We start from the raw sequence: 18,043 nt of genomic DNA, 5'->3' as shown, positions 1-18,043 counted from the left end.
AATGCGATGAGCACGTTGAAGTGGGTTCGTGGCGTTAATGGCACCTTGGGCTGGTTCGCCCCGAAACTGGTCGCGAGTAAAATGCGACTGGCATTCATGACGCCGCGAGAACTGCCGCCGCGTGATTGGGAGCTGCCGTTGCTGGCGAAGTCCGAACGCATCACGCTGCGTTTCGGCCTTTCGGCGCTGCGCTGGGGGCAAGGCCCTGCGGTGTTGTTGATGCACGGTTGGGAAGGTCGGCCGACGCAGTTCGCCAGCCTCATCACCGCGCTGGTGGAGGCCGGTTACACCGTGGTCGCCCTCGACGGCCCGGCGCATGGTCGCTCACCCGGTGAAGAAGCCAACGTCGTTCTGTTCGCCCGGGCCATGCTGGAAGCCGCTGCCGAACTGCCCCCGCTGCAAGCGGTCATTGGTCATTCGATGGGGGGCGCCAGTGCCATGCTCGCCGTGCAGTTGGGCCTGCGTACCGAAACCCTGGTGACTATCGCTGCTCCGGCGCGAATTCTCGGGGTGCTGCGCGGTTTCGCCAAGTACGTACGACTGCCCCCCAAAGCCCGCTCGGCATTTATTCGTCAGGTTGAGAAAGATGTGGGCATGCGCGCTGCGGCACTGGATGTGGCGCACTATCAACTCGACATGCCCGGTCTGATCGTCCATGCCGAGGATGACTGCTACGTTTCGGTCAAGGAATCCCAGCTGATCCACGAAGCCTGGTTCGACAGCCGCTTGTTGCGTCTGCAAGAGGGTGGCCATCAGCGGGTGCTGGCCGATCCTCGGGTCATTGATGGCGTGCTATCACTGTTGGCCGGTCGCAGTCTGCAATCGCGCCAATCGGCGTAGGCATCCGTTACACTGCCCCGGTGGACATTATCTGACCGGGAGTGGGGCATGAGTTGGGATCGGGCAACGCCATTTATCATTGATCTGCAAGTAGGCGCCGAGGACATCGACGGGCTGGGTCACGCCAATAATGCGGTGTACGTGACGTGGCTCGAGCGCTGTGCCTGGCGCCACTCGCAGCGTCTGGGCCTTGATCTGGTCGAGTACCGGCGGCTGGACAGGGCAATGGCGGTCGTGAGGCACGAGATCGATTACCTGGCCGCGGCCTATGAGGATGACGAATTGCAGTTGGCGACCTGGATCGTCGATTGGGATCAGCGCCTTAAAATGACCCGACACTTCCAGTTGAAGCGCCCGAGCGACAACACCACCTTGCTGCGGGCTCAAACCACCTTCGTCTGCATCGAGCTGTCGACCGGCAAGCCCAAGCGCATGCCGGCCGAGTTCATCGAGGGCTACGGCCCGGCGCTGGCAGTCGCGATCTAACCTGTCTTCGCTGGCCTCATCGCGGGCAAGCCCGGCTCCCACAGGGTTCGGTGCTGGGCACAGATTTGTGTACGACGCTAACCCTGTGGGAGCCGGGCTTGCCCGCGATGGCGTCTGCACAATCGTCACCGTCCGGTCTGACGAAATACCTTCTGCGCGCCGAAACCAGTAAACTGCCGCACGTTTTTCGTCGAGTGTGTTTTTCATGCAAATTGCTTTGGCGCCCATGGAGGGGTTGGTCGACAACATCCTGCGGGACGTGCTGACCCGTGTGGGCGGTATTGATTGGTGCGTGACCGAGTTCATCCGGATCAACGATCAACTGCTCACGCCTGCCTACTACCACAAGTTCGGCCCTGAACTGCTGACCGGTGCCCGCACCGCCTCCGGCGTGCCGCTGCGCGTGCAACTGCTGGGTTCCGATCCGGTGTGCCTGGCCGAAAACGCCGCGCTGGCGTGTGAACTGGGTTCTGAAGTCATCGACCTGAACTTCGGTTGCCCGGCGAAGACAGTCAACAAGTCTCGCGGCGGCGCGGTGCTGCTCAAAGAGCCTGAACTGCTCAACGAAATCGTCGAACACGTGCGTCGTGCGGTGCCTGCGCACATCCCGGTGACCGCCAAGATGCGCCTTGGTTTCGATAGCCCGGACGGCTCGCTGGTGTGTGCCACAGCCCTGGCCGAAGGCGGCGCGGCGCATATCGTGGTGCATGCCAGGACCAAAACCGATGGCTACAAACCACCGGCGCACTGGGAGTGGATCCCGCGAGTGCAAGAGGTGGTCAAGGTGCCGGTGTTTGCCAATGGCGACATCTGGAGTGTCGAAGACTGGCGTCGTTGCCGCGAAATCAGCGGCGTGGAAGACATCATGCTCGGTCGCGGCCTGGTCTCGCGTCCGGACCTGGCCCGGCAAATCGCGGCGGCACGCGCCGGTGAAGCCGTCGTCGAGATGACCTGGGCCGAGCTGTTACCACTGATCCAAGACTTCTGGCTGCAAGCTAAGGCGCAGATGACTCCCCGCCAATCCCCCGGTCGCTTGAAGCAGTGGCTGGCCATGTTGACGCGCAATTATCCGGAAGCCGTCGAGCTGTTTACTGTCCTGCGTCGCGAGACCGAACTGGATCAGGTCAGCCGTTTGTTGGGCCTGAGACTCCCGGAAGCGGCCTGAAAAAAATCTCGAAATAATCTCTTGAAATGCAATCAGCGGTCCCTATCTAAGGGTTACGCGATGCCGAATTCGGGTCGCGGAGACAAAAAACCTTGCTGATGTTTTCAGGAGATTTGAACCATGACTACTGCATTTTCCCTGGCCCCACTGTTCCGTTCCTCGGTGGGTTTCGACCGTTTCAACGACCTGTTTGAAACCGCCCTGCGTAATGAGCCAGGCAGCACCTACCCACCTTACAACGTGGAAAAACACGGTGATGACCAATACCGCATCGTCGTCGCCGCCGCCGGTTTCCAGGAAGAAGACCTGGACCTGCAAGTCGAGAAAGGTGTGCTGACCATCAGTGGTGGCAAACGTGACGCGAGCGAAGGCGTGACCTTCCTGCACCAAGGCATCGCCCAGCGTGCGTTCAAGCTGTCGTTCCGCCTGGCGGATCACATCGAGATCAAAGCCGCTGACCTGCGTAACGGTCTGTTGAGCATTGATCTGTTGCGCATCGTTCCAGAAGAGGCGAAAGCCAAGCGCATCCCGATCAACGGGACGCAAAAACCGGCTCTGCAGCACTAAGGCAGAGTAATGAAAAGGGCGCCATCGGCGCCCTTTTTTGTGTTTGTGTCCCGTCATTTCAGGAGCTTCTGCAACTCCTCTGCCGGCAACGGCCGACTGTGCAAATACCCTTGGTAAAAATGGCAGCCCAGTCCCTGTAAAAACTCCAATTGCTCCGCCGTCTCCACCCCTTCGGCAATCACCTTCAACTCCAGGCTACGCGCCATGGCGACGATGGCGCGGATGATTTCGGCGTCGTTGGGGTCGGTCGTGGCATCACGGATGAACGACTGATCGATTTTCAGGGTGTCGACCGGCAAGCGCTTGAGATAGGTCAGTGAGGAGTAGCCGGTGCCGAAGTCGTCCATCGCGAAACTCACGCCGAGCTTTTTCAGGCGACGCATTTTACTGATGGTGTCTTCCAGGTTCTGGATGACGATGCCTTCAGTGATTTCCAGTTTCAGCAGCGAGCAGGGCAGGCCGTGGCTGGTAAGGCTGTGTTCGATGCGTTCGACGAAGTCGTTTTGGCGGAATTGTCTTGGGCTGATGTTCACGCACAGGCTGAAGCTGAGCGGGTTGACCAGGCCTTTGTCGACCAGTTTTTTAAAGTCTCTGCACACTTCGTCGACAATCCAGGTGCCGACTTCAAGAATCAGGCCGCTGTCTTCCAGCACCTTGATGAACTCGGCAGGTGCCTGTGCGCCGAGTTCCGGGTGGTCCCAGCGCACCAGTGCCTCGGCGCCGACAATGCGATTGCCCCGGGCGTCGATCTGGGGTTGGTAATGCACATGGAATTCGCCCCGGGAAAGGGCCAGACGCAGGTCGGTTTCCATGCGCAGGCGTTCGCTGGCGGCCTTCTGCATGGTGTTGTGATACATCTGCGTGGTGTTGCGACCCGAATCCTTGGCGCGGTACAGCGCAATGTCGGCGCGTTTAAGCAAATCGGTCGGGGTCGAGCCGTGGTCGGGGATCAGTGCGATGCCGATGCTCGGCGTCACCTGCAGGCGCTGGCCATCAAGGAACATCGGTTCCGACAACAATTCTCGCAAGGTGTCGGCCAATTCCCGTACCTGGGTGCTGACTTCGTTGCGCGAACCTTCCAGGCCGCTGAGCAACACCACGAATTCATCACCGCCGAGCCGCGCCACGGTGTCTTCCATGCGCACGCTGGCTTCGAGTCGCGCGGTGATGATTTTCAGCACCGTATCGCCGACCGGGTGACCGAGAGAGTCGTTGATGTGCTTGAAGTGATCGAGGTCGAGAAACAGCAGCGCACCGCGCAGGTTGTGGCGCTTGAGCAGGGCGATCTGCTGGCTCAGGCGGTCCATCAGCAGGGCGCGGTTGGGCAGGTTGGTCAAGGGGTCGTGGTAGGCCAGGTGACGGATCTGCGCTTCGGCGTTTTTCAGCAGGCTGACGTCGCGGGCGGTCAGCAGCAGGCAGGCGGTTTCGTTGAGGGTGATGGGTTCGACCGAAACTTCGACGGTGAGCAACTCTCCGCGCTTGTTGCGTCCGAGCATTTCCTGGTGATGCACGCGGCCCTTGATCTGTAGCTCGGCGAGCAGCGCCGCACGTTGTTTCTCTTCGGCCCAGATGCCCACCTCATACACCGTACGGCCGATGACCTCTTGCGCGCGATAGCCGGTCAGGCGGCAGAAACCGTCGTTGACCTCCAGGTAGCGCCCGGTGTCGCGTTCGGTAATGGTGATGGCGTCGGGGCTTGAATGAAACGCCTTGGCAAACTTCTCTTCACTGGCCTTCAGCGCCGCTTCAGAGCGTTGTTGCTGGGTGATATCACGCAAGGTGGTGACGATGCAGGGTTCTTCGCCAACGTTGATCTGGCGGCTGGAAATCACGCAGGTCAGGGATTGCCCGTCCTTGTGCTGGGCGACGATGGCGACATTGTTCAGTCCTTGTTCGCGGATGACCTGTTCGATCCGCTGCAGGCTTTTCGCCGAGGCGTCCCACAGGCCAATTTCGTCGGCGCTGCGGCCAATCACTTCGTCGGCACTCCAGCCAAAGGTCTGGGTGAAGCTGGAGTTGATCTCGATGAACTGGCCGGTGTCCTGGCGGGTCACGCAAATCGGATCCGGGCTGACCTGAAACAGCGTGGCGAATTTTTCTTCCGAGGCCACCAACCGCTGTTCGCGCTCCACCTGATCGGTGATGTCCAGCAGGGTGCCGGCCATGCGCAGCGGGACGCCGTTTTCATCGCGGTAGAGGCGGGCGCGGCTTTCCAGGTAGCGCGAACTGCCGTCCGGCAGTTGAACGCGGTAAGTCAGTTGATAATTGCCGGCCGGGCCTTCGCGCAGGCTGCGGTAGGCGTCGCGCATGGTGTCGCGCTCTTCGCCGGGCACACCTTCGAAAAACTCCTCGAACGACTCGTGGAAAGGTTTGGCTTCCAGGCCGTGCAATTGAGCGGCCCGCGCCGAACCGTAGAGCATGCCGCTGGGAATGTGCCAGTCCCAGGTGCCGAGTTGCGCCGAGTCCAGGGCGAGGTCGAGACGCTCCTGGCTGTCCTTGAGGGCTTGTTCGGCCACTTTGCGTTCGGTGGTGTCGAGGAAGGTGCTCAGCAGATAGGGCTGGCCTTCGAGTTCGACATTTTGCGCACTGAGGATGCCATCGTGGATTTGCCCGTTGCTGGCGCGAAATTGCACCTCCATTCTGACCAGGTCGCCCTTGGCTTTGGTGGCCGCGACCAGTTTGGCGCGTTGCTCCGGGTGCACCCAGAGGCCCAGATCCAGCGTGGTACGGCCTATCGCGTTTTGCACCGGCCAGCCGAACAGGCTTTCGAAATGCTGATTGGCTTCGGTGATCAAGCCGTCTTCCTGGCGGGTCAGCAACACCATGTTCGGACACAGGTGAAACAGCGTTGCGAAGCGTTTTTCCGAGCTGCTCAGGGCTTGTTCGCGCTGGCGCTGGTGGGTGATTTCTCGGATGACACCAATCATGCGCGGCCGGCCGTTTTTATCCGGCAGCAGGCTGCCGTTGATCTCCAGCCAGTGCAGGCTGCCGTCGGGCCAGCGGATGCGGTGATGCATCGCCTGCTCCAGCGGGGCTCCGGCAATCACCGCGTGGAAGGCGCGCACGGTTTTCGCCCGGTCCTCCGGCGGCAGCAAGTCGAGGTATTCCAGATCCTCTGGCAACGGCATGTGCGGGTCGAAGCCAAACAGCGCCTGAGTCCCGCGCGACCAACTGATCTGCCCACGTTCGATGTCCCAATACCAGGCCCCCAGACGCGCACCGTTGAGGGCGGCGAGCAATTGTGGCGCGCTTTCCCAGCTCAACTCGGACCGTTTGGGGTCTAGCGCCTGGATGCGGGGCATCGGCGGAATACGGTCAACAGACTTCGGCATTGGCAGCTGGCCTTGGGCGGAAATGGGCGTTAAGCGCAGGTATTCGTGACTCTACAGGAGTAGCACAGGTTAGCCTTGAGTCCCTGGCAAATCGATTTGTGCGTCCAGCAAAGCCATAAAAGCCCTTGCAGCATTCGATAGAGTCCGTTCAGTGTGCAAGATATAGCCTAGCTGGCGAGTCAGTTGTATGCCCGGTAAAGGTATTCGCGCAACCTGATCGTCCAGCATTGTGCGCGGTAATACGCTCCAGGCCAGGCCGATCGAGACCATCATCTTGATCGTTTCCAGGTAATTGGTACTCATGGCGATATTCGGTGTCAGGCCTTGCGCCTCGAACAGCCGCTGAACGATGTGATGAGTAAAGGTGTTACCACCGGGGAAGACTGCCGGGTGCAGGGCAATGTCGGCCAGGTTGACCGCGCCGTTGCTGATCAGCGAATGCTCCGGGGCGACCACGAAATCCAGCGGGTCGTCCCACACCGGCGTCGCCTTGACCAGTGTGTGCGGTTCCGGCGCCAGGGTAATGACCGCCAGTTCCGCACGGCCATGGAGAATTTCTTCGTAGGCCACTTCCGAATCGAGGAACTGAATATCCAGCGCGACTTGGGGGTAGCGCCGGGTGAACTCCCTTAATAAGGGCGGCAACCGGTGCAAGCCGATGTGGTGACTGGTGGCCAGGGTCAGGCGGCCGGACACCTCGCCCGTCAGGTTGGTCAGGGCGCGGCGGGTGTCGTCCAGCACATTGAGAATCTGGTAGGCCCGTGGCAGCAGGGCACGGCCGGCCTCGGTCAGGCCGACTTCGCGGCCCAGACGGTCAAACAGGCGCACCTTCAATTGCTGTTCCAGCCCGGCGATGCGTTTGCTGATGGCGGGTTGGGTCAGGTGCAGTCGTTCGCCGGCGCCGGAGAAGCTCCCGGTCTCGGCAATTGCGATAAAAGCATTGAGGTTGGCCAGATCCATCGTCGTATTCCAGTTGGTTATCCAAAGCATAAAAAATATGAATTTGAGTTATTTAATGTAACCCCCTAGGATCGACCTCACAAGCCAAGGGGTTATTGAACCGTGCAAAACCCAAGGCATAGAAAATAGTAAAAAGCTGATGAGGAACCGTCTGATGGCCGGCAAAACGCTTTACGACAAGCTCTGGGATTCCCATGAGGTGAAACGGCGCGACGATGGGTCGTCGCTGATCTACATCGACCGCCACATCATCCATGAAGTGACTTCGCCCCAAGCTTTCGAAGGCCTGCGCCTGGCCGGGCGCAAGCCTTGGCGAGTCGACTCGATCATCGCCACCCCGGACCACAACGTGCCGACCACCCCGGATCGCAAGGGCGGCATCGAAGCGATTACCGATCAGGTCTCGCGTTTGCAGGTTCAGACCCTCGATGACTACTGCGACGAATACGGCATCACCGAATTCAAGATGAATGACGTGCGTCAGGGCATCGTTCATGTGATCGGTCCGGAGCAGGGCGCAACCTTGCCGGGCATGACCGTAGTCTGCGGCGACTCGCACACCTCGACTCACGGTGCGTTTGGCGCTTTGGCGCACGGTATCGGTACTTCCGAGGTTGAACACGTGTTTGCGACGCAGTGCCTGGTCGCCAAGAAAATGAAGAACATGCTGGTCTCGGTCGAGGGCACATTGCCGTTCGGCGTGACCGCCAAGGACATCGTTCTCGCCGTGATCGGCCAGATCGGCACCGCCGGCGGCAACGGCCACGCTATCGAGTTCGCTGGCAGCGCGATTCGCGACCTGTCCGTCGAAGGCCGCATGACCATCTGCAACATGTCCATCGAGGCCGGCGCTCGTGTGGGGCTGGTGGCTGCGGACGAAAAAACCGTGGAATATGTCAAGGGCCGTCCATTCGCCCCGAAAGGCGCGGAATGGGACATGGCCGTCGAAGCCTGGAAAGATTTGGTCTCCGACGCTGACGCCGTATTCGACACCGTGGTCAAGCTCGACGCGACCCAGATCAAGCCACAAGTCAGCTGGGGCACCTCGCCCGAGATGGTCCTGGCGGTTGATCAGAACGTGCCGGACCCGGCGAAGGAAATGGACCTGGTCAAACGCGGTTCCATCGAGCGCGCGTTGAAGTACATGGGGTTGAGCGCCAATCAGGCGATCACCGACATTCAGTTGGATCGCGTATTTATCGGCTCTTGCACCAACTCGCGGATCGAAGACTTGCGTGCTGCTGCGGTGATCGCGAAGGGCCGCAAAGTCGCTTCGACGATCAAGCAGGCCATCGTTGTGCCGGGCTCGGGCCTGGTGAAGGCACAAGCAGAGGCGGAAGGCCTGGACAAGATTTTCCTCGAGGCCGGTTTCGAATGGCGCGAGCCGGGTTGCTCGATGTGCCTGGCGATGAACCCGGACCGTTTGGAGTCCGGCGAGCATTGCGCATCGACTTCCAACCGCAACTTCGAAGGGCGTCAGGGCGCCGGTGGCCGTACGCACCTGGTCAGCCCGGCCATGGCCGCGGCGGCTGCCGTCAACGGTCGTTTCATCGACGTTCGCGAACTGATCTGAGGAACCGCACATGAGAGCTTTTACCCAACACACCGGTTTGGTCGCGCCATTGGATCGAGCGAACGTCGATACCGACCAGATCATTCCGAAGCAGTTTCTGAAGTCGATCAAGCGCACCGGTTTTGGCCCGAACCTTTTTGATGAGTGGCGCTACCTGGACGTGGGGTATGCCTACCAGGACAACTCCAAGCGCCCGTTGAACAAGGATTTCGTGCTCAACGCCGAGCGTTATCAAGGCGCCAGCGTGTTGCTGGCCCGTGAGAACTTCGGTTGCGGCTCCAGCCGTGAACACGCGCCGTGGGCACTGGAAGAGTACGGTTTCCGCAGCATCATCGCGCCGAGCTACGCCGACATTTTCTACAACAACAGCTTCAAGAACGGCTTGCTGCCGATCATCCTGAGCGACGCTGAAGTGGATGAGCTGTTCCAGCAGGTCGAAGCCAATCCTGGCTATCAGTTGACGGTCGATCTGCAAGCCCAGACGGTGACCCGGCCGGACGGCAAGGTCTACAGCTTCGAACTGGACGAGTTTCGCAAGCATTGCCTGGTCAATGGCCTGGATGACATCGGCCTGACCTTGCAAGACCACGAAGCAATTGCGACGTTTGAGGCCAAGCATCGTGCGAGCCAGCCTTGGTTGTTTCGCGACGCGTAAGCAAGATTGGAATTGATGTAGTCAGGGCTGGCCTCATCGTGGGCAAGCCCGGCTCCTACAGGTTATGTGAGCGCCACAATCCCTGTAGGAACCGGGCTTGCTCGCGATGAGGCCCGAATAAACACCCCAAGACTCACCCCAAAAAGGAAGTCCCCATGACCAGCACCGCCCAACACAGTCAGGTTGTACAAAAGCAATTCGGTGAACAGGCTTCGGCCTACCTGAGCAGCGCCGTACACGCTCAAGGCACTGAGTTCGCGTTGCTACAGGCCGAACTGGCAGGGCAGGGCAATGCCCGGGTGCTGGACCTGGGTTGCGGCGCCGGTCATGTGAGTTTTCACGTGGCGTCGCTGGTCAAGGAAGTGGTCGCCTACGACCTGTCGCAGCAGATGCTCGACGTGGTCGCTGCCGCTGCTGTTGATCGCGGCATCAGCAACATTTCCACGGTCAACGGCGCCGCCGAGCGTCTGCCGTTTGCCGATGGCGAGTTCGACTTCGTGTTCAGCCGTTATTCGGCGCACCACTGGAGCGATCTCGGTGTAGCCCTGCGCGAAGTTCGTCGGGTGCTGAAACCGGGTGGCGTGGCGGCGTTCATTGACGTGTTGTCACCGGGTAGCCCGTTGTTCGACACTTACCTGCAGAGCGTCGAAGTGCTGCGTGACACCAGCCATGTGCGCGATTATTCGGCCGGTGAGTGGTTGCGACAGGTCAGCGAGGCGGGGTTACACACGCGCAGCACCACGCGTCAGCGGCTGCGCCTGGAGTACACCTCCTGGGTTGAGCGCATGCGTACACCTGAAGTGATGCGCGCGGCGATCCGCGAATTGCAGCAGTCGATGGGCAACGAAGTACGTGAATATTTTGAGATAGAAGCCGATGGCTCGTTCAGTACTGATGTGCTGGTGCTGATGGCTGAACGATAAGCGCAGAGCGATAAGCATTTTTCCGGGCGCGCCAGTTGATGGCGCACCGACTGAAGACATGAGGAAAGCATGAGCAAGCAGATTCTGATTCTCCCAGGTGACGGTATTGGCCCGGAAATCATGGCCGAAGCGGTCAAGGTGCTGGAATTGGCCAGTGACAAGTTCGCCCTGGGCTTTGAACTGAGCCACGACGTGATCGGCGGCGCGGCCATCGACCAGCACGGCGTGCCTCTGGCCGACGAAACCCTGGAGCGCGCCCGCGCGGCCGACGCGGTACTGCTGGGCGCCGTGGGCGGCCCGAAATGGGACACCATCGAGCGTGACATCCGCCCTGAGCGCGGCCTGCTGAAAATCCGTGCGCAACTGGGCCTGTTCGGCAACCTGCGTCCGGCGATCCTGTACCCGCAACTGGCCGAAGCTTCGAGCCTGAAGCCGGAAATCGTGGCGGGCCTGGACATCCTGATCGTCCGTGAACTGACCGGCGGTATCTACTTTGGCGCACCACGCGGCACCCGCACCCTGGAAAACGGCGAGCGTCAGTCCTACGACACCCTGCCGTACAGCGAAAGCGAAATCCGCCGCATCGCCCGTGTCGGTTTCGACATGGCCATGGTGCGCGGCAAGAAGCTGTGCTCGGTGGACAAGGCCAACGTATTGGCATCCAGCCAGCTGTGGCGTGAAATCGTCGAGGAAGTGGCCAAGGATTACCCGCAAGTCGAGCTGAGCCACATGTACGTCGACAACGCCGCCATGCAACTGGTGCGCGCACCGAAGCAGTTCGACGTGATCGTCACCGACAACATGTTCGGCGACATCCTGTCCGACCAGGCCTCGATGCTCACCGGTTCCATTGGCATGCTGCCGTCGGCGTCCCTGGACACCAACAACAAAGGTATGTACGAGCCGTGCCACGGTTCCGCGCCGGACATTGCGGGCAAGGGCATTGCCAACCCGTTGGCGACCATTTTGTCGGTGTCGATGATGCTGCGTTACAGCTTCAACCAGCAGTCGGCGGCCGATGCCATCGAGAAAGCCGTGAGCCTGGTGCTGGATCAAGGGCTGCGCACGGGTGACATCTGGTCGGCGGGTTGCACTAAAGTCGGTACGCAGGAAATGGGTGACGCAGTAGTCGCCGCGCTGCGGAATCTGTAATCTCTCGGGCCCGCTGCCAAATTCAAGACAAAGCAGCGGCCCACATTTCAAGAAGGTGTAGTTGCGATGAAACGTGTAGGTCTGATCGGTTGGCGCGGTATGGTCGGTTCCGTGCTCATGCAGCGGATGCTGGAAGAGCAGGATTTCGATCTTATCGAGCCGGTGTTTTTCACCACTTCCAATGTTGGTGGCCAAGGCCCGTCCGTGGGTAAGGATATTGCTCCGCTCAAGGACGCTTACAGCATTGAAGAGCTGAAAACCCTCGACGTGATTCTGACTTGCCAGGGTGGCGACTACACCAGCGAAGTGTTCCCCAAGCTGCGCGAAGCCGGCTGGCAGGGTTACTGGATCGATGCCGCTTCCAGCCTGCGTATGCAGGATGATGCGGTCATCGTGCTGGACCCGGTCAACCGCAAGGTCATTGACCAGCAGTTGGACGCGGGCACCAAGAATTACATCGGCGGCAACTGCACCGTCAGTCTGATGCTGATGGGCCTGGGTGGCCTGTTTGAAGCTGGTCTGGTGGAGTGGATGAGCGCCATGACCTATCAGGCAGCCTCTGGTGCCGGCGCTCAGAACATGCGTGAACTGATCAAGCAAATGGGCGCGACCCACGCCGCTGTCGCCGATCAACTGGCCGACCCTGCCAGCGCGATCCTCGACATCGATCGTCGTGTCGCCGAAGCCATGCGCAGCGACGCGTACCCGACCGAGAACTTCGGCGTACCGCTGGCCGGCAGCCTGATCCCGTGGATCGACAAGGAACTGCCGAACGGCCAGAGCCGTGAAGAGTGGAAGGCCCAGGCCGAGACCAACAAGATTCTCGGTCGCTTCAAGAGTCCGATTCCGGTCGATGGCATCTGCGTGCGCATCGGCGCCATGCGCTGCCACAGCCAGGCGCTGACCATCAAACTGAACAAAGACGTACCGATCGCCGACATCGAAGGGCTGATCAGCCAGCACAACCCTTGGGTGAAACTGGTGCCGAACAACCGCGACATCAGCATGCAGGAGCTGAGCCCTACCAAGGTCACTGGCACCCTGAACGTGCCGGTTGGCCGTCTGCGCAAGCTGAACATGGGTTCGCAATTCGTCGGTGCCTTCACCGTTGGCGACCAACTGCTGTGGGGCGCGGCCGAACCGCTGCGCCGCATGCTGCGGATTCTGCTCGAGCGTTGATCGGTTGAAGCAATGAAACAACCCGCGCCTTGAAAGAGGCGCGGGTTTTTTGGTTATTGGGTGACTGTTAAGCCGCCATCGCGAGCAAGCTCGGCTCCTACAAGTGCGATACCAAACCTGTAGGAGCCGAGCTTGCTCGCGATGAGGCCGGAACAGGCACCGCAGATCCCAGCCGAATTGCCTGTACGTCACCCACCCGGTAAAGTGCCGCTCCCCCCGTTTCGCCAGAGGTAGAACCATGACCCAGTCCTTTGATATCGCCGTGATCGGCGCCACCGGTACTGTCGGCGAAACGCTGGTGCAGATTCTTGAAGAGCGCGATTTTCCGGTCGGCAACCTGCACTTGCTGGCCAGCAGCGAATCCGCCGGGCACTCGGTGCCTTTTCGCGGCAAGAACGTGCGGGTGCGGGAAGTCGACGAATTCGATTTCAGCAAAGTCCAATTGGTGTTCTTCGCGGCCGGGCCGGCGGTGACGCTCAGCTTCGCCTCTCGCGCTAGCGCTGCCGGTTGCTCGTTGATCGACCTGTCCGGTGCGTTGCCGGCCGATCAAGCGCCGCAAGTGGTGCCGGAAGCCAATGCCGAGGTATTGGCCACCCTGAAAAAGCCATTCCAGGTCAGCAGCCCAAGCCCTTCGGCCACCACACTGGCCGTGGTGCTGGCGCCATTGCTCGACGTGATCGACCTGCAGCGGGTCAATGTGACCGCCAGCCTGGCGGTCTCCGCTCAAGGCCGCGAAGCGGTAACAGAGCTGGCCCGGCAAACCGCCGAGTTGCTCAACGTGCGTCCGCTGGAGCCGACATTCTTTGATCGGCAGATGGCCTTCAACGTGTTGGCCCAGGTCGGCAAGCCGGATGAGCAAGGCCATACGCTGCTGGAAAAACGCCTGGTGCGTGAGTTGCGTCAGGTCATGGCGCTGCCTTTATTAAAGATTTCCGCCACTTGCATTCAAGCCCCGGTGTTTTTTGGCGATAGCTTTAGCGTGACCTTGCATTCCGCGAGCGCTGTCGACCTGACGAAAGTCAACGCAGCCCTTGAAGATGCACCGGGAATCGAGTTGGTAGAGGCGGGCGATTATCCGACTGCCGTGGGCGATGCGGTGGGGCAGGACGTGGTTTATGTCGGTCGGGTTCGCAGTGGAGTCGACGACCTGTCGGAACTTAATTTGTGGCTGACGTCAGATAACGTACGCAAAGGCGCTGCGCTCAATGCTGTGCAGGTGGCTGAATTGTTGATAAAAGACCAGCTGTAAAAGATACTTGGCAACAATTCGCAGAATGATTCTAGCCGAGCGCTATGCTTGGCCGCAGTGCTGAAAGAAAGCCTCCGTGCGGGGCTTTCCGGGGCAGACAAGAAATGATCGCGCGCGGTGACACTTCAGCGCTGCGCGCAACGCCTTACGGCAGCGACTATCAAGACCTTCTCGCTGGCCGAGGAATGTTCAAACAAAGGATGAGGCTATGGTTCAAGTTCGCAAACTGGTGTTAGCAATTGCGGCCGCCTCGGCGCTGTCCTCTGGTATGGCGCATGCCCTCGGGCTCGGGGAATTGACCCTGAAGTCGACGCTGAACCAACCCTTGGTGGCGGAAATCGAGTTGCTCGACATCAAGGACCTGACGGCGGCCGAAGTGGTGCCGAGCCTGGCCTCGCCTGAAGATTTTGCCAAGGCCGGTGTCGACCGTCAGGCATTTCTCAATGACTTGACCTTCACGCCGGTGCTCAACGCCAGCGGCAAAAGCATCCTGCGTGTGACCTCCAGCAAACCACTGTCCGAACCCATGGTGAAGTTCCTGGTTCAGGTGATGTGGCCGAACGGTCGCCTGCTGCGCGATTACAGTGTGTTGCTCGATCCGTCCAAATTCTCGCCGCAGACCGCCGAAGCGGCTGCGCAGCCAGCGCCGACTCAATCAGTCACGGCGCCAGTGACCGGTGCCACCGCGCCGGCTCAGCACACCACCACTGCGCACGATACTCTGTGGGAGATCGCTGCGAAGGCGCGCAATGGCGGCTCGATTCAGCAAACCATGCTGGCCATCCAGGCGCTGAATCCGGATGCCTTTATCGATGGCAACATCAACCGATTGAAAACCGGTCAAGTGCTGCGCATGCCCGAGCAGGCTCAAGCTACCAGCCTGCCGCAGCCCAAGGCGATTGCCGAAGTGGCCGCACAGAACAAGGCGTGGCGCCAGGGGCGTCGCTATGTGGCCAAGCCCGGAGCGGGGCAACAGCAACTCGATGCCACCAAGCGTGGTAGCGCTGACACCGGCAACGCACAATCCACCAAGGACAAGTTGAGCCTGGTCTCGGCCGAATCCGGCAAGGCGGGTGCCAAAGGTGCTGCGGGCGATGCCAAGAATCTGAGCAACAAACTGGCGATTACTCAGGAAAGCCTCGACACGACCCGTCGTGACAATGCCGAACTGAAAAGCCGCATGACCGATCTGCAAAGTCAGCTGGACAAGCTGCAAAAACTGATCGAGCTGAAGAACAATCAACTGGCCAAGATGCAGGCCGATGGCGCCGCGGGTGCACCTGCAGCGACCGCTCCGGCCATGTCTGCCGAGCTGGCCGCCAACCCTGCGACGGCACCTGCTGAAGTCGCCCCGGCGCCAGAAGCCGCTGTCGCTCCTGCACCAGCATCTGCTGAAACGCCAATCGAGCCTGCACCGGCCGTCTCGGACGATCAGAAATTCAACGAACTGCTGACCAATCCGATCCTGCTGGGTCTGATCGGCGGCGGTGCGGTGGTGCTTGCGCTCTTGCTGTTGTTGCTGGCGCGTCGTCGCAAAGCTCAGCAAGAAGCCGAGAAGCATCTGCGCATGGCCCGTGCATTGTCCGAAGAACAGGACCTGTCCTATGGCAACGACCTGCCGGAAAGCAGCTTTGAAGGCCTGGAAGTTCCACCGCCCAGCGTAAAACTCGCCACGGCGCCGACGCCTGCTCCTGCTCCTGTTCCTAAAGCAGAGCCTGCTCCAGTGGTTGCGCCCGTTGTGATGACGACACCGATCGCAGCACCCCTGGTGTCGCCTGCCGCCGAGCGTGATGACGATGTGCTGAGCAAAGCGCAGTCGCACATCACGGCCGGTCGTCTGAACCAGGCTGCCGCGTTGCTGGAAGACGGCATCAAGCAAGAGCCACAACGCAGTGACCTGCGTCTGAAGCTGATGGAAGTGTATGGCCAGCAAGGCGACCGCGATGCGTTCGTTGGTCAGGAGCGTCAACTGGTCGCCAACGGCGACAACTTCGCCCAGGTCGAAAAGCTCAAGGCTCGTTTCCCGGCCATGGCCCTGGTTGCCGCAGGTGGCCTGGCTGCCGCGGCTATCGCTGCGGAACTGGATGCGCAATACGTCAAGGACCTGCTGCTGGACGAGCTGCAAGCCCCGGCGGCTGCCGATGACGACTTCGACAGCGCTTTCGACTTGAGCCTGGACGATCTGGAGGCCACTTCCCCGGCGGTGGTTACGCCAGAAGAAGACACGTCGACGGAGCTGGAAGAGTTCCCGCTGGATGACGACTTGAGCTTTGAATCGGTGTTGCAGCAGCAAACCGAAATCAAGGAGAACCTCGACGACCTCGCGGACTTCGATCTGGACATGGACCTGGGGGCGGAGCCGTCGCCGGCTATCCTCGCTGAAGACGACTTCCTGCTGGATCTGAGCCTGGACGAAGGCCTGAAGGATCTGCCGGTTGTACCTGAAGTGCCGCAGGATGACCTGGAATTGCCTGCCGATTTCGATCTGTCGCTCGCTGATGAAATGGACGCGGCTCCGGCTCCGACTCCGACCGTGGCAGGCCTTGACGAACTTCCGGATGCCTTCGAGGCTGAGCTGGATGACGTCAACGCCGAGCTGGATCGTCTGTCCCAGAGCATTGGCGAACCGAGCTTTACCGCAGAGGACGCGATGGCCACTGCGGGCGACGAGCCGGACTTCGACTTCCTCTCCGGTACGGATGAGGTCGCTACCAAGCTCGATCTGGCTCAGGCCTACATCGACATGGGTGACAATGACGGCGCACGGGACATCCTCAATGAGGTGGTGACCGAGGGTGATGCCGGGCAGAAGAGCGAAGCCAGGGAAATGCTTTCGCGTCTGGCTTGAGTGGTCGCTGCGCAGTAAACAAAACGGCAGCCCGGTGAGGCTGCCGTTTTTGTTTGCGTGATGAGCTGGGGACTCTATCGTTTCGCGCGTTATGTGGTTGTCTATATAGCGAGGCTCGCACGTGTAGTGCAGCGGCACAAAAGACACGCGCCTCTGGCGTCCCGGTCCAGCCGCCTTATAATGCCCGCCTTTGCGCACATCAGCAGGCTGCACCCCTTGGCAAATATAGATAATCCGGCCGCCGAAATGGCGGCCGACGGCTTTTTCCGCGTCGCACTGGGCGTTGAATACAAAGGTTCGCGTTATCGCGGCTGGCAGCGCCAGGCCAGCGGCGTGCTCACGGTTCAGGAAACCCTTGAGAGCGCCTTGTCCAAAGTCGCCGACTCACCGGTGTCGCTGCTCTGCGCCGGGCGTACGGACGCTGGCGTACATGCGTGTGGTCAGGTGGTGCATTTCGATACGCAGGTCGAGCGTTCGATGAAAGCCTGGGTGATGGGCGCCAATATCAATTTGCCCCACGATGTCAGCGTCAGTTGGGCCAAGGTCATGCCGGCGCATTTTCATGCGCGATTCAAGGCTATCGCCCGACGTTATCGTTATGTGATCTACAACGATCAGATCCGTCCGGCACATTTGAACGACGAGATCACCTGGAACCACCGCCCGCTAGACGTCGAGCGCATGGCCGAGGCGGCGCAGTATCTGTTGGGTACCCACGATTTCAGTGCGTTCCGTGCCGGTCAGTGCCAAGCCAAATCGCCGATCAAGGAACTGCATCACCTGCGGGTCACGCGTCACGGCAAGATGATTGTGCTGGACATCCGCGCCAGTGCATTTCTGCATCATATGGTACGCAACATTGCTGGCGTGCTGATGACTATCGGCGCCGGCGAGCGTCCGGTGGAGTGGATGAAGGAAGTGCTGGAAAGCCGCATTCGCCGTTCCGGCGGGGTCACGGCGCATCCGTTCGGCCTGTATCTGGTGCAGGTCGAGTATCGCGATGAGTTTCAATTGCCCGAGCGTTACATCGGCCCACACTTCCTGACCGGTTTCACGGAACTTGACGGCTGACGCCCTCGAATGCATTTGTTACCATCCGGGACTTCCCCGGATT

General features: G+C 60.3%; 14 protein-coding genes. 12 read left to right on the top strand and 2 right to left on the bottom strand.

Translation table 11 applies throughout. The annotated features are described in order from the left end of the window. The first annotated feature begins 6 nt into the window (after window positions 1-6). The 4 genes from BMS17_RS04695 (at window position 7) to BMS17_RS04680 (ending at window position 3,058) form a co-directional block, all read left to right on the top strand. Complete coding sequence (locus BMS17_RS04695; RefSeq protein WP_046026905.1) at window positions 7-840, top strand: alpha/beta fold hydrolase; 834 nt, start codon at window positions 7-9, stop codon at window positions 838-840. Between the two features lie 48 nt (window positions 841-888). Further along, complete coding sequence (locus BMS17_RS04690; RefSeq protein WP_077430540.1) at window positions 889-1,326, top strand: thioesterase family protein; 438 nt, start codon at window positions 889-891, stop codon at window positions 1,324-1,326. A gap of 205 nt (window positions 1,327-1,531) precedes the next feature. Further along, on the top strand, window positions 1,532-2,491 hold the full coding sequence (locus BMS17_RS04685; RefSeq protein ID WP_046026903.1) for a tRNA-dihydrouridine synthase: 960 nt from the start codon (window positions 1,532-1,534) through the stop codon (window positions 2,489-2,491). A gap of 120 nt (window positions 2,492-2,611) precedes the next feature. Continuing rightward, entirely contained in the window at window positions 2,612-3,058 is a 447-nt protein-coding gene (locus BMS17_RS04680; RefSeq protein ID WP_046026902.1) for an Hsp20 family protein, read from the top strand. A 53-nt stretch (window positions 3,059-3,111) separates the two neighbouring features. Here BMS17_RS04680 and BMS17_RS04675 read toward each other — a convergent pair whose 3' ends face one another. Both BMS17_RS04675 and BMS17_RS04670 read right to left on the bottom strand, forming a co-directional pair. Next, on the bottom strand, window positions 3,112-6,390 hold the full coding sequence (locus BMS17_RS04675; RefSeq protein WP_077430539.1) for a PAS domain S-box protein: 3,279 nt from the start codon (window positions 6,388-6,390) through the stop codon (window positions 3,112-3,114). 69 nt (window positions 6,391-6,459) lie between these two features. Then, complete coding sequence (locus tag BMS17_RS04670) at window positions 6,460-7,350, bottom strand: LysR family transcriptional regulator (protein WP_046026900.1); 891 nt, start codon at window positions 7,348-7,350, stop codon at window positions 6,460-6,462. 154 nt (window positions 7,351-7,504) lie between these two features. Between BMS17_RS04670 and leuC the strand changes: the two genes are divergently transcribed. From leuC to truA, 8 genes are all read left to right on the top strand, one after another. Further along, window positions 7,505-8,923 (top strand): 3-isopropylmalate dehydratase large subunit, encoded by a 1,419-nt coding sequence (leuC, locus tag BMS17_RS04665; protein ID WP_046026899.1) that lies wholly within the window; start codon window positions 7,505-7,507, stop codon window positions 8,921-8,923. Window positions 8,924-8,933: 10 nt separating this feature from the next. Beyond that, a complete protein-coding gene (leuD, locus tag BMS17_RS04660) occupies window positions 8,934-9,578 on the top strand; it encodes a 3-isopropylmalate dehydratase small subunit (RefSeq protein WP_046026898.1) in 645 nt (214 codons plus the stop codon). 155 nt (window positions 9,579-9,733) lie between these two features. After that, entirely contained in the window at window positions 9,734-10,501 is a 768-nt protein-coding gene (locus BMS17_RS04655; RefSeq protein WP_077430538.1) for a class I SAM-dependent methyltransferase, read from the top strand. A gap of 69 nt (window positions 10,502-10,570) precedes the next feature. After that, entirely contained in the window at window positions 10,571-11,653 is a 1,083-nt protein-coding gene (gene leuB / locus BMS17_RS04650) for a 3-isopropylmalate dehydrogenase (protein WP_077430537.1), read from the top strand. A gap of 66 nt (window positions 11,654-11,719) precedes the next feature. Continuing rightward, complete coding sequence (gene asd / locus BMS17_RS04645) at window positions 11,720-12,832, top strand: aspartate-semialdehyde dehydrogenase (protein WP_046026895.1); 1,113 nt, start codon at window positions 11,720-11,722, stop codon at window positions 12,830-12,832. A gap of 238 nt (window positions 12,833-13,070) precedes the next feature. After that, window positions 13,071-14,081, top strand: a complete 1,011-nt coding sequence (locus BMS17_RS04640; protein ID WP_046026894.1) for an aspartate-semialdehyde dehydrogenase — start codon at window positions 13,071-13,073, stop codon at window positions 14,079-14,081. A 208-nt stretch (window positions 14,082-14,289) separates the two neighbouring features. Next, complete coding sequence (locus BMS17_RS04635; RefSeq protein WP_077430536.1) at window positions 14,290-16,929, top strand: FimV/HubP family polar landmark protein; 2,640 nt, start codon at window positions 14,290-14,292, stop codon at window positions 16,927-16,929. Window positions 16,930-17,175: 246 nt separating this feature from the next. Next, the gene (gene truA, locus BMS17_RS04630; protein WP_077430535.1) at window positions 17,176-18,000 is read left to right on the top strand and encodes a tRNA pseudouridine(38-40) synthase TruA; all 825 of its coding nucleotides are present in this window, start codon (window positions 17,176-17,178) and stop codon (window positions 17,998-18,000) included. The last annotated feature ends 43 nt before the right edge of the window (window positions 18,001-18,043 follow it).

This window comes from Pseudomonas sp. C9 (assembly GCF_002000165.1).
In the GTDB taxonomy this organism is placed as follows: domain Bacteria; phylum Pseudomonadota; class Gammaproteobacteria; order Pseudomonadales; family Pseudomonadaceae; genus Aquipseudomonas.
This window is presented reverse-complemented; position numbering and strand designations above follow the sequence as displayed.

Bases quoted from the DNA above. Each gene is read 5' to 3' on its own strand.
- BMS17_RS04695 (WP_046026905.1), top strand. From the start codon at position 7: ATGAGCACGTTGAAGTGGGTTCGTGGCGTTAATGGCACCTTGGGCTGG.
- BMS17_RS04690 (WP_077430540.1), top strand. From the start codon at position 889: ATGAGTTGGGATCGGGCAACGCCATTTATCATTGATCTGCAAGTAGGC.
- BMS17_RS04685 (WP_046026903.1), top strand. From the start codon at position 1,532: ATGCAAATTGCTTTGGCGCCCATGGAGGGGTTGGTCGACAACATCCTG.
- BMS17_RS04680 (WP_046026902.1), top strand. From the start codon at position 2,612: ATGACTACTGCATTTTCCCTGGCCCCACTGTTCCGTTCCTCGGTGGGT.
- BMS17_RS04675 (WP_077430539.1), bottom strand. From the start codon at position 6,390: ATGCCGAAGTCTGTTGACCGTATTCCGCCGATGCCCCGCATCCAGGCG.
- BMS17_RS04670 (WP_046026900.1), bottom strand. From the start codon at position 7,350: ATGGATCTGGCCAACCTCAATGCTTTTATCGCAATTGCCGAGACCGGG.
- leuC (WP_046026899.1), top strand. From the start codon at position 7,505: ATGGCCGGCAAAACGCTTTACGACAAGCTCTGGGATTCCCATGAGGTG.
- leuD (WP_046026898.1), top strand. From the start codon at position 8,934: ATGAGAGCTTTTACCCAACACACCGGTTTGGTCGCGCCATTGGATCGA.
- BMS17_RS04655 (WP_077430538.1), top strand. From the start codon at position 9,734: ATGACCAGCACCGCCCAACACAGTCAGGTTGTACAAAAGCAATTCGGT.
- leuB (WP_077430537.1), top strand. From the start codon at position 10,571: ATGAGCAAGCAGATTCTGATTCTCCCAGGTGACGGTATTGGCCCGGAA.
- asd (WP_046026895.1), top strand. From the start codon at position 11,720: ATGAAACGTGTAGGTCTGATCGGTTGGCGCGGTATGGTCGGTTCCGTG.
- BMS17_RS04640 (WP_046026894.1), top strand. From the start codon at position 13,071: ATGACCCAGTCCTTTGATATCGCCGTGATCGGCGCCACCGGTACTGTC.
- BMS17_RS04635 (WP_077430536.1), top strand. From the start codon at position 14,290: ATGGTTCAAGTTCGCAAACTGGTGTTAGCAATTGCGGCCGCCTCGGCG.
- truA (WP_077430535.1), top strand. From the start codon at position 17,176: ATGGCGGCCGACGGCTTTTTCCGCGTCGCACTGGGCGTTGAATACAAA.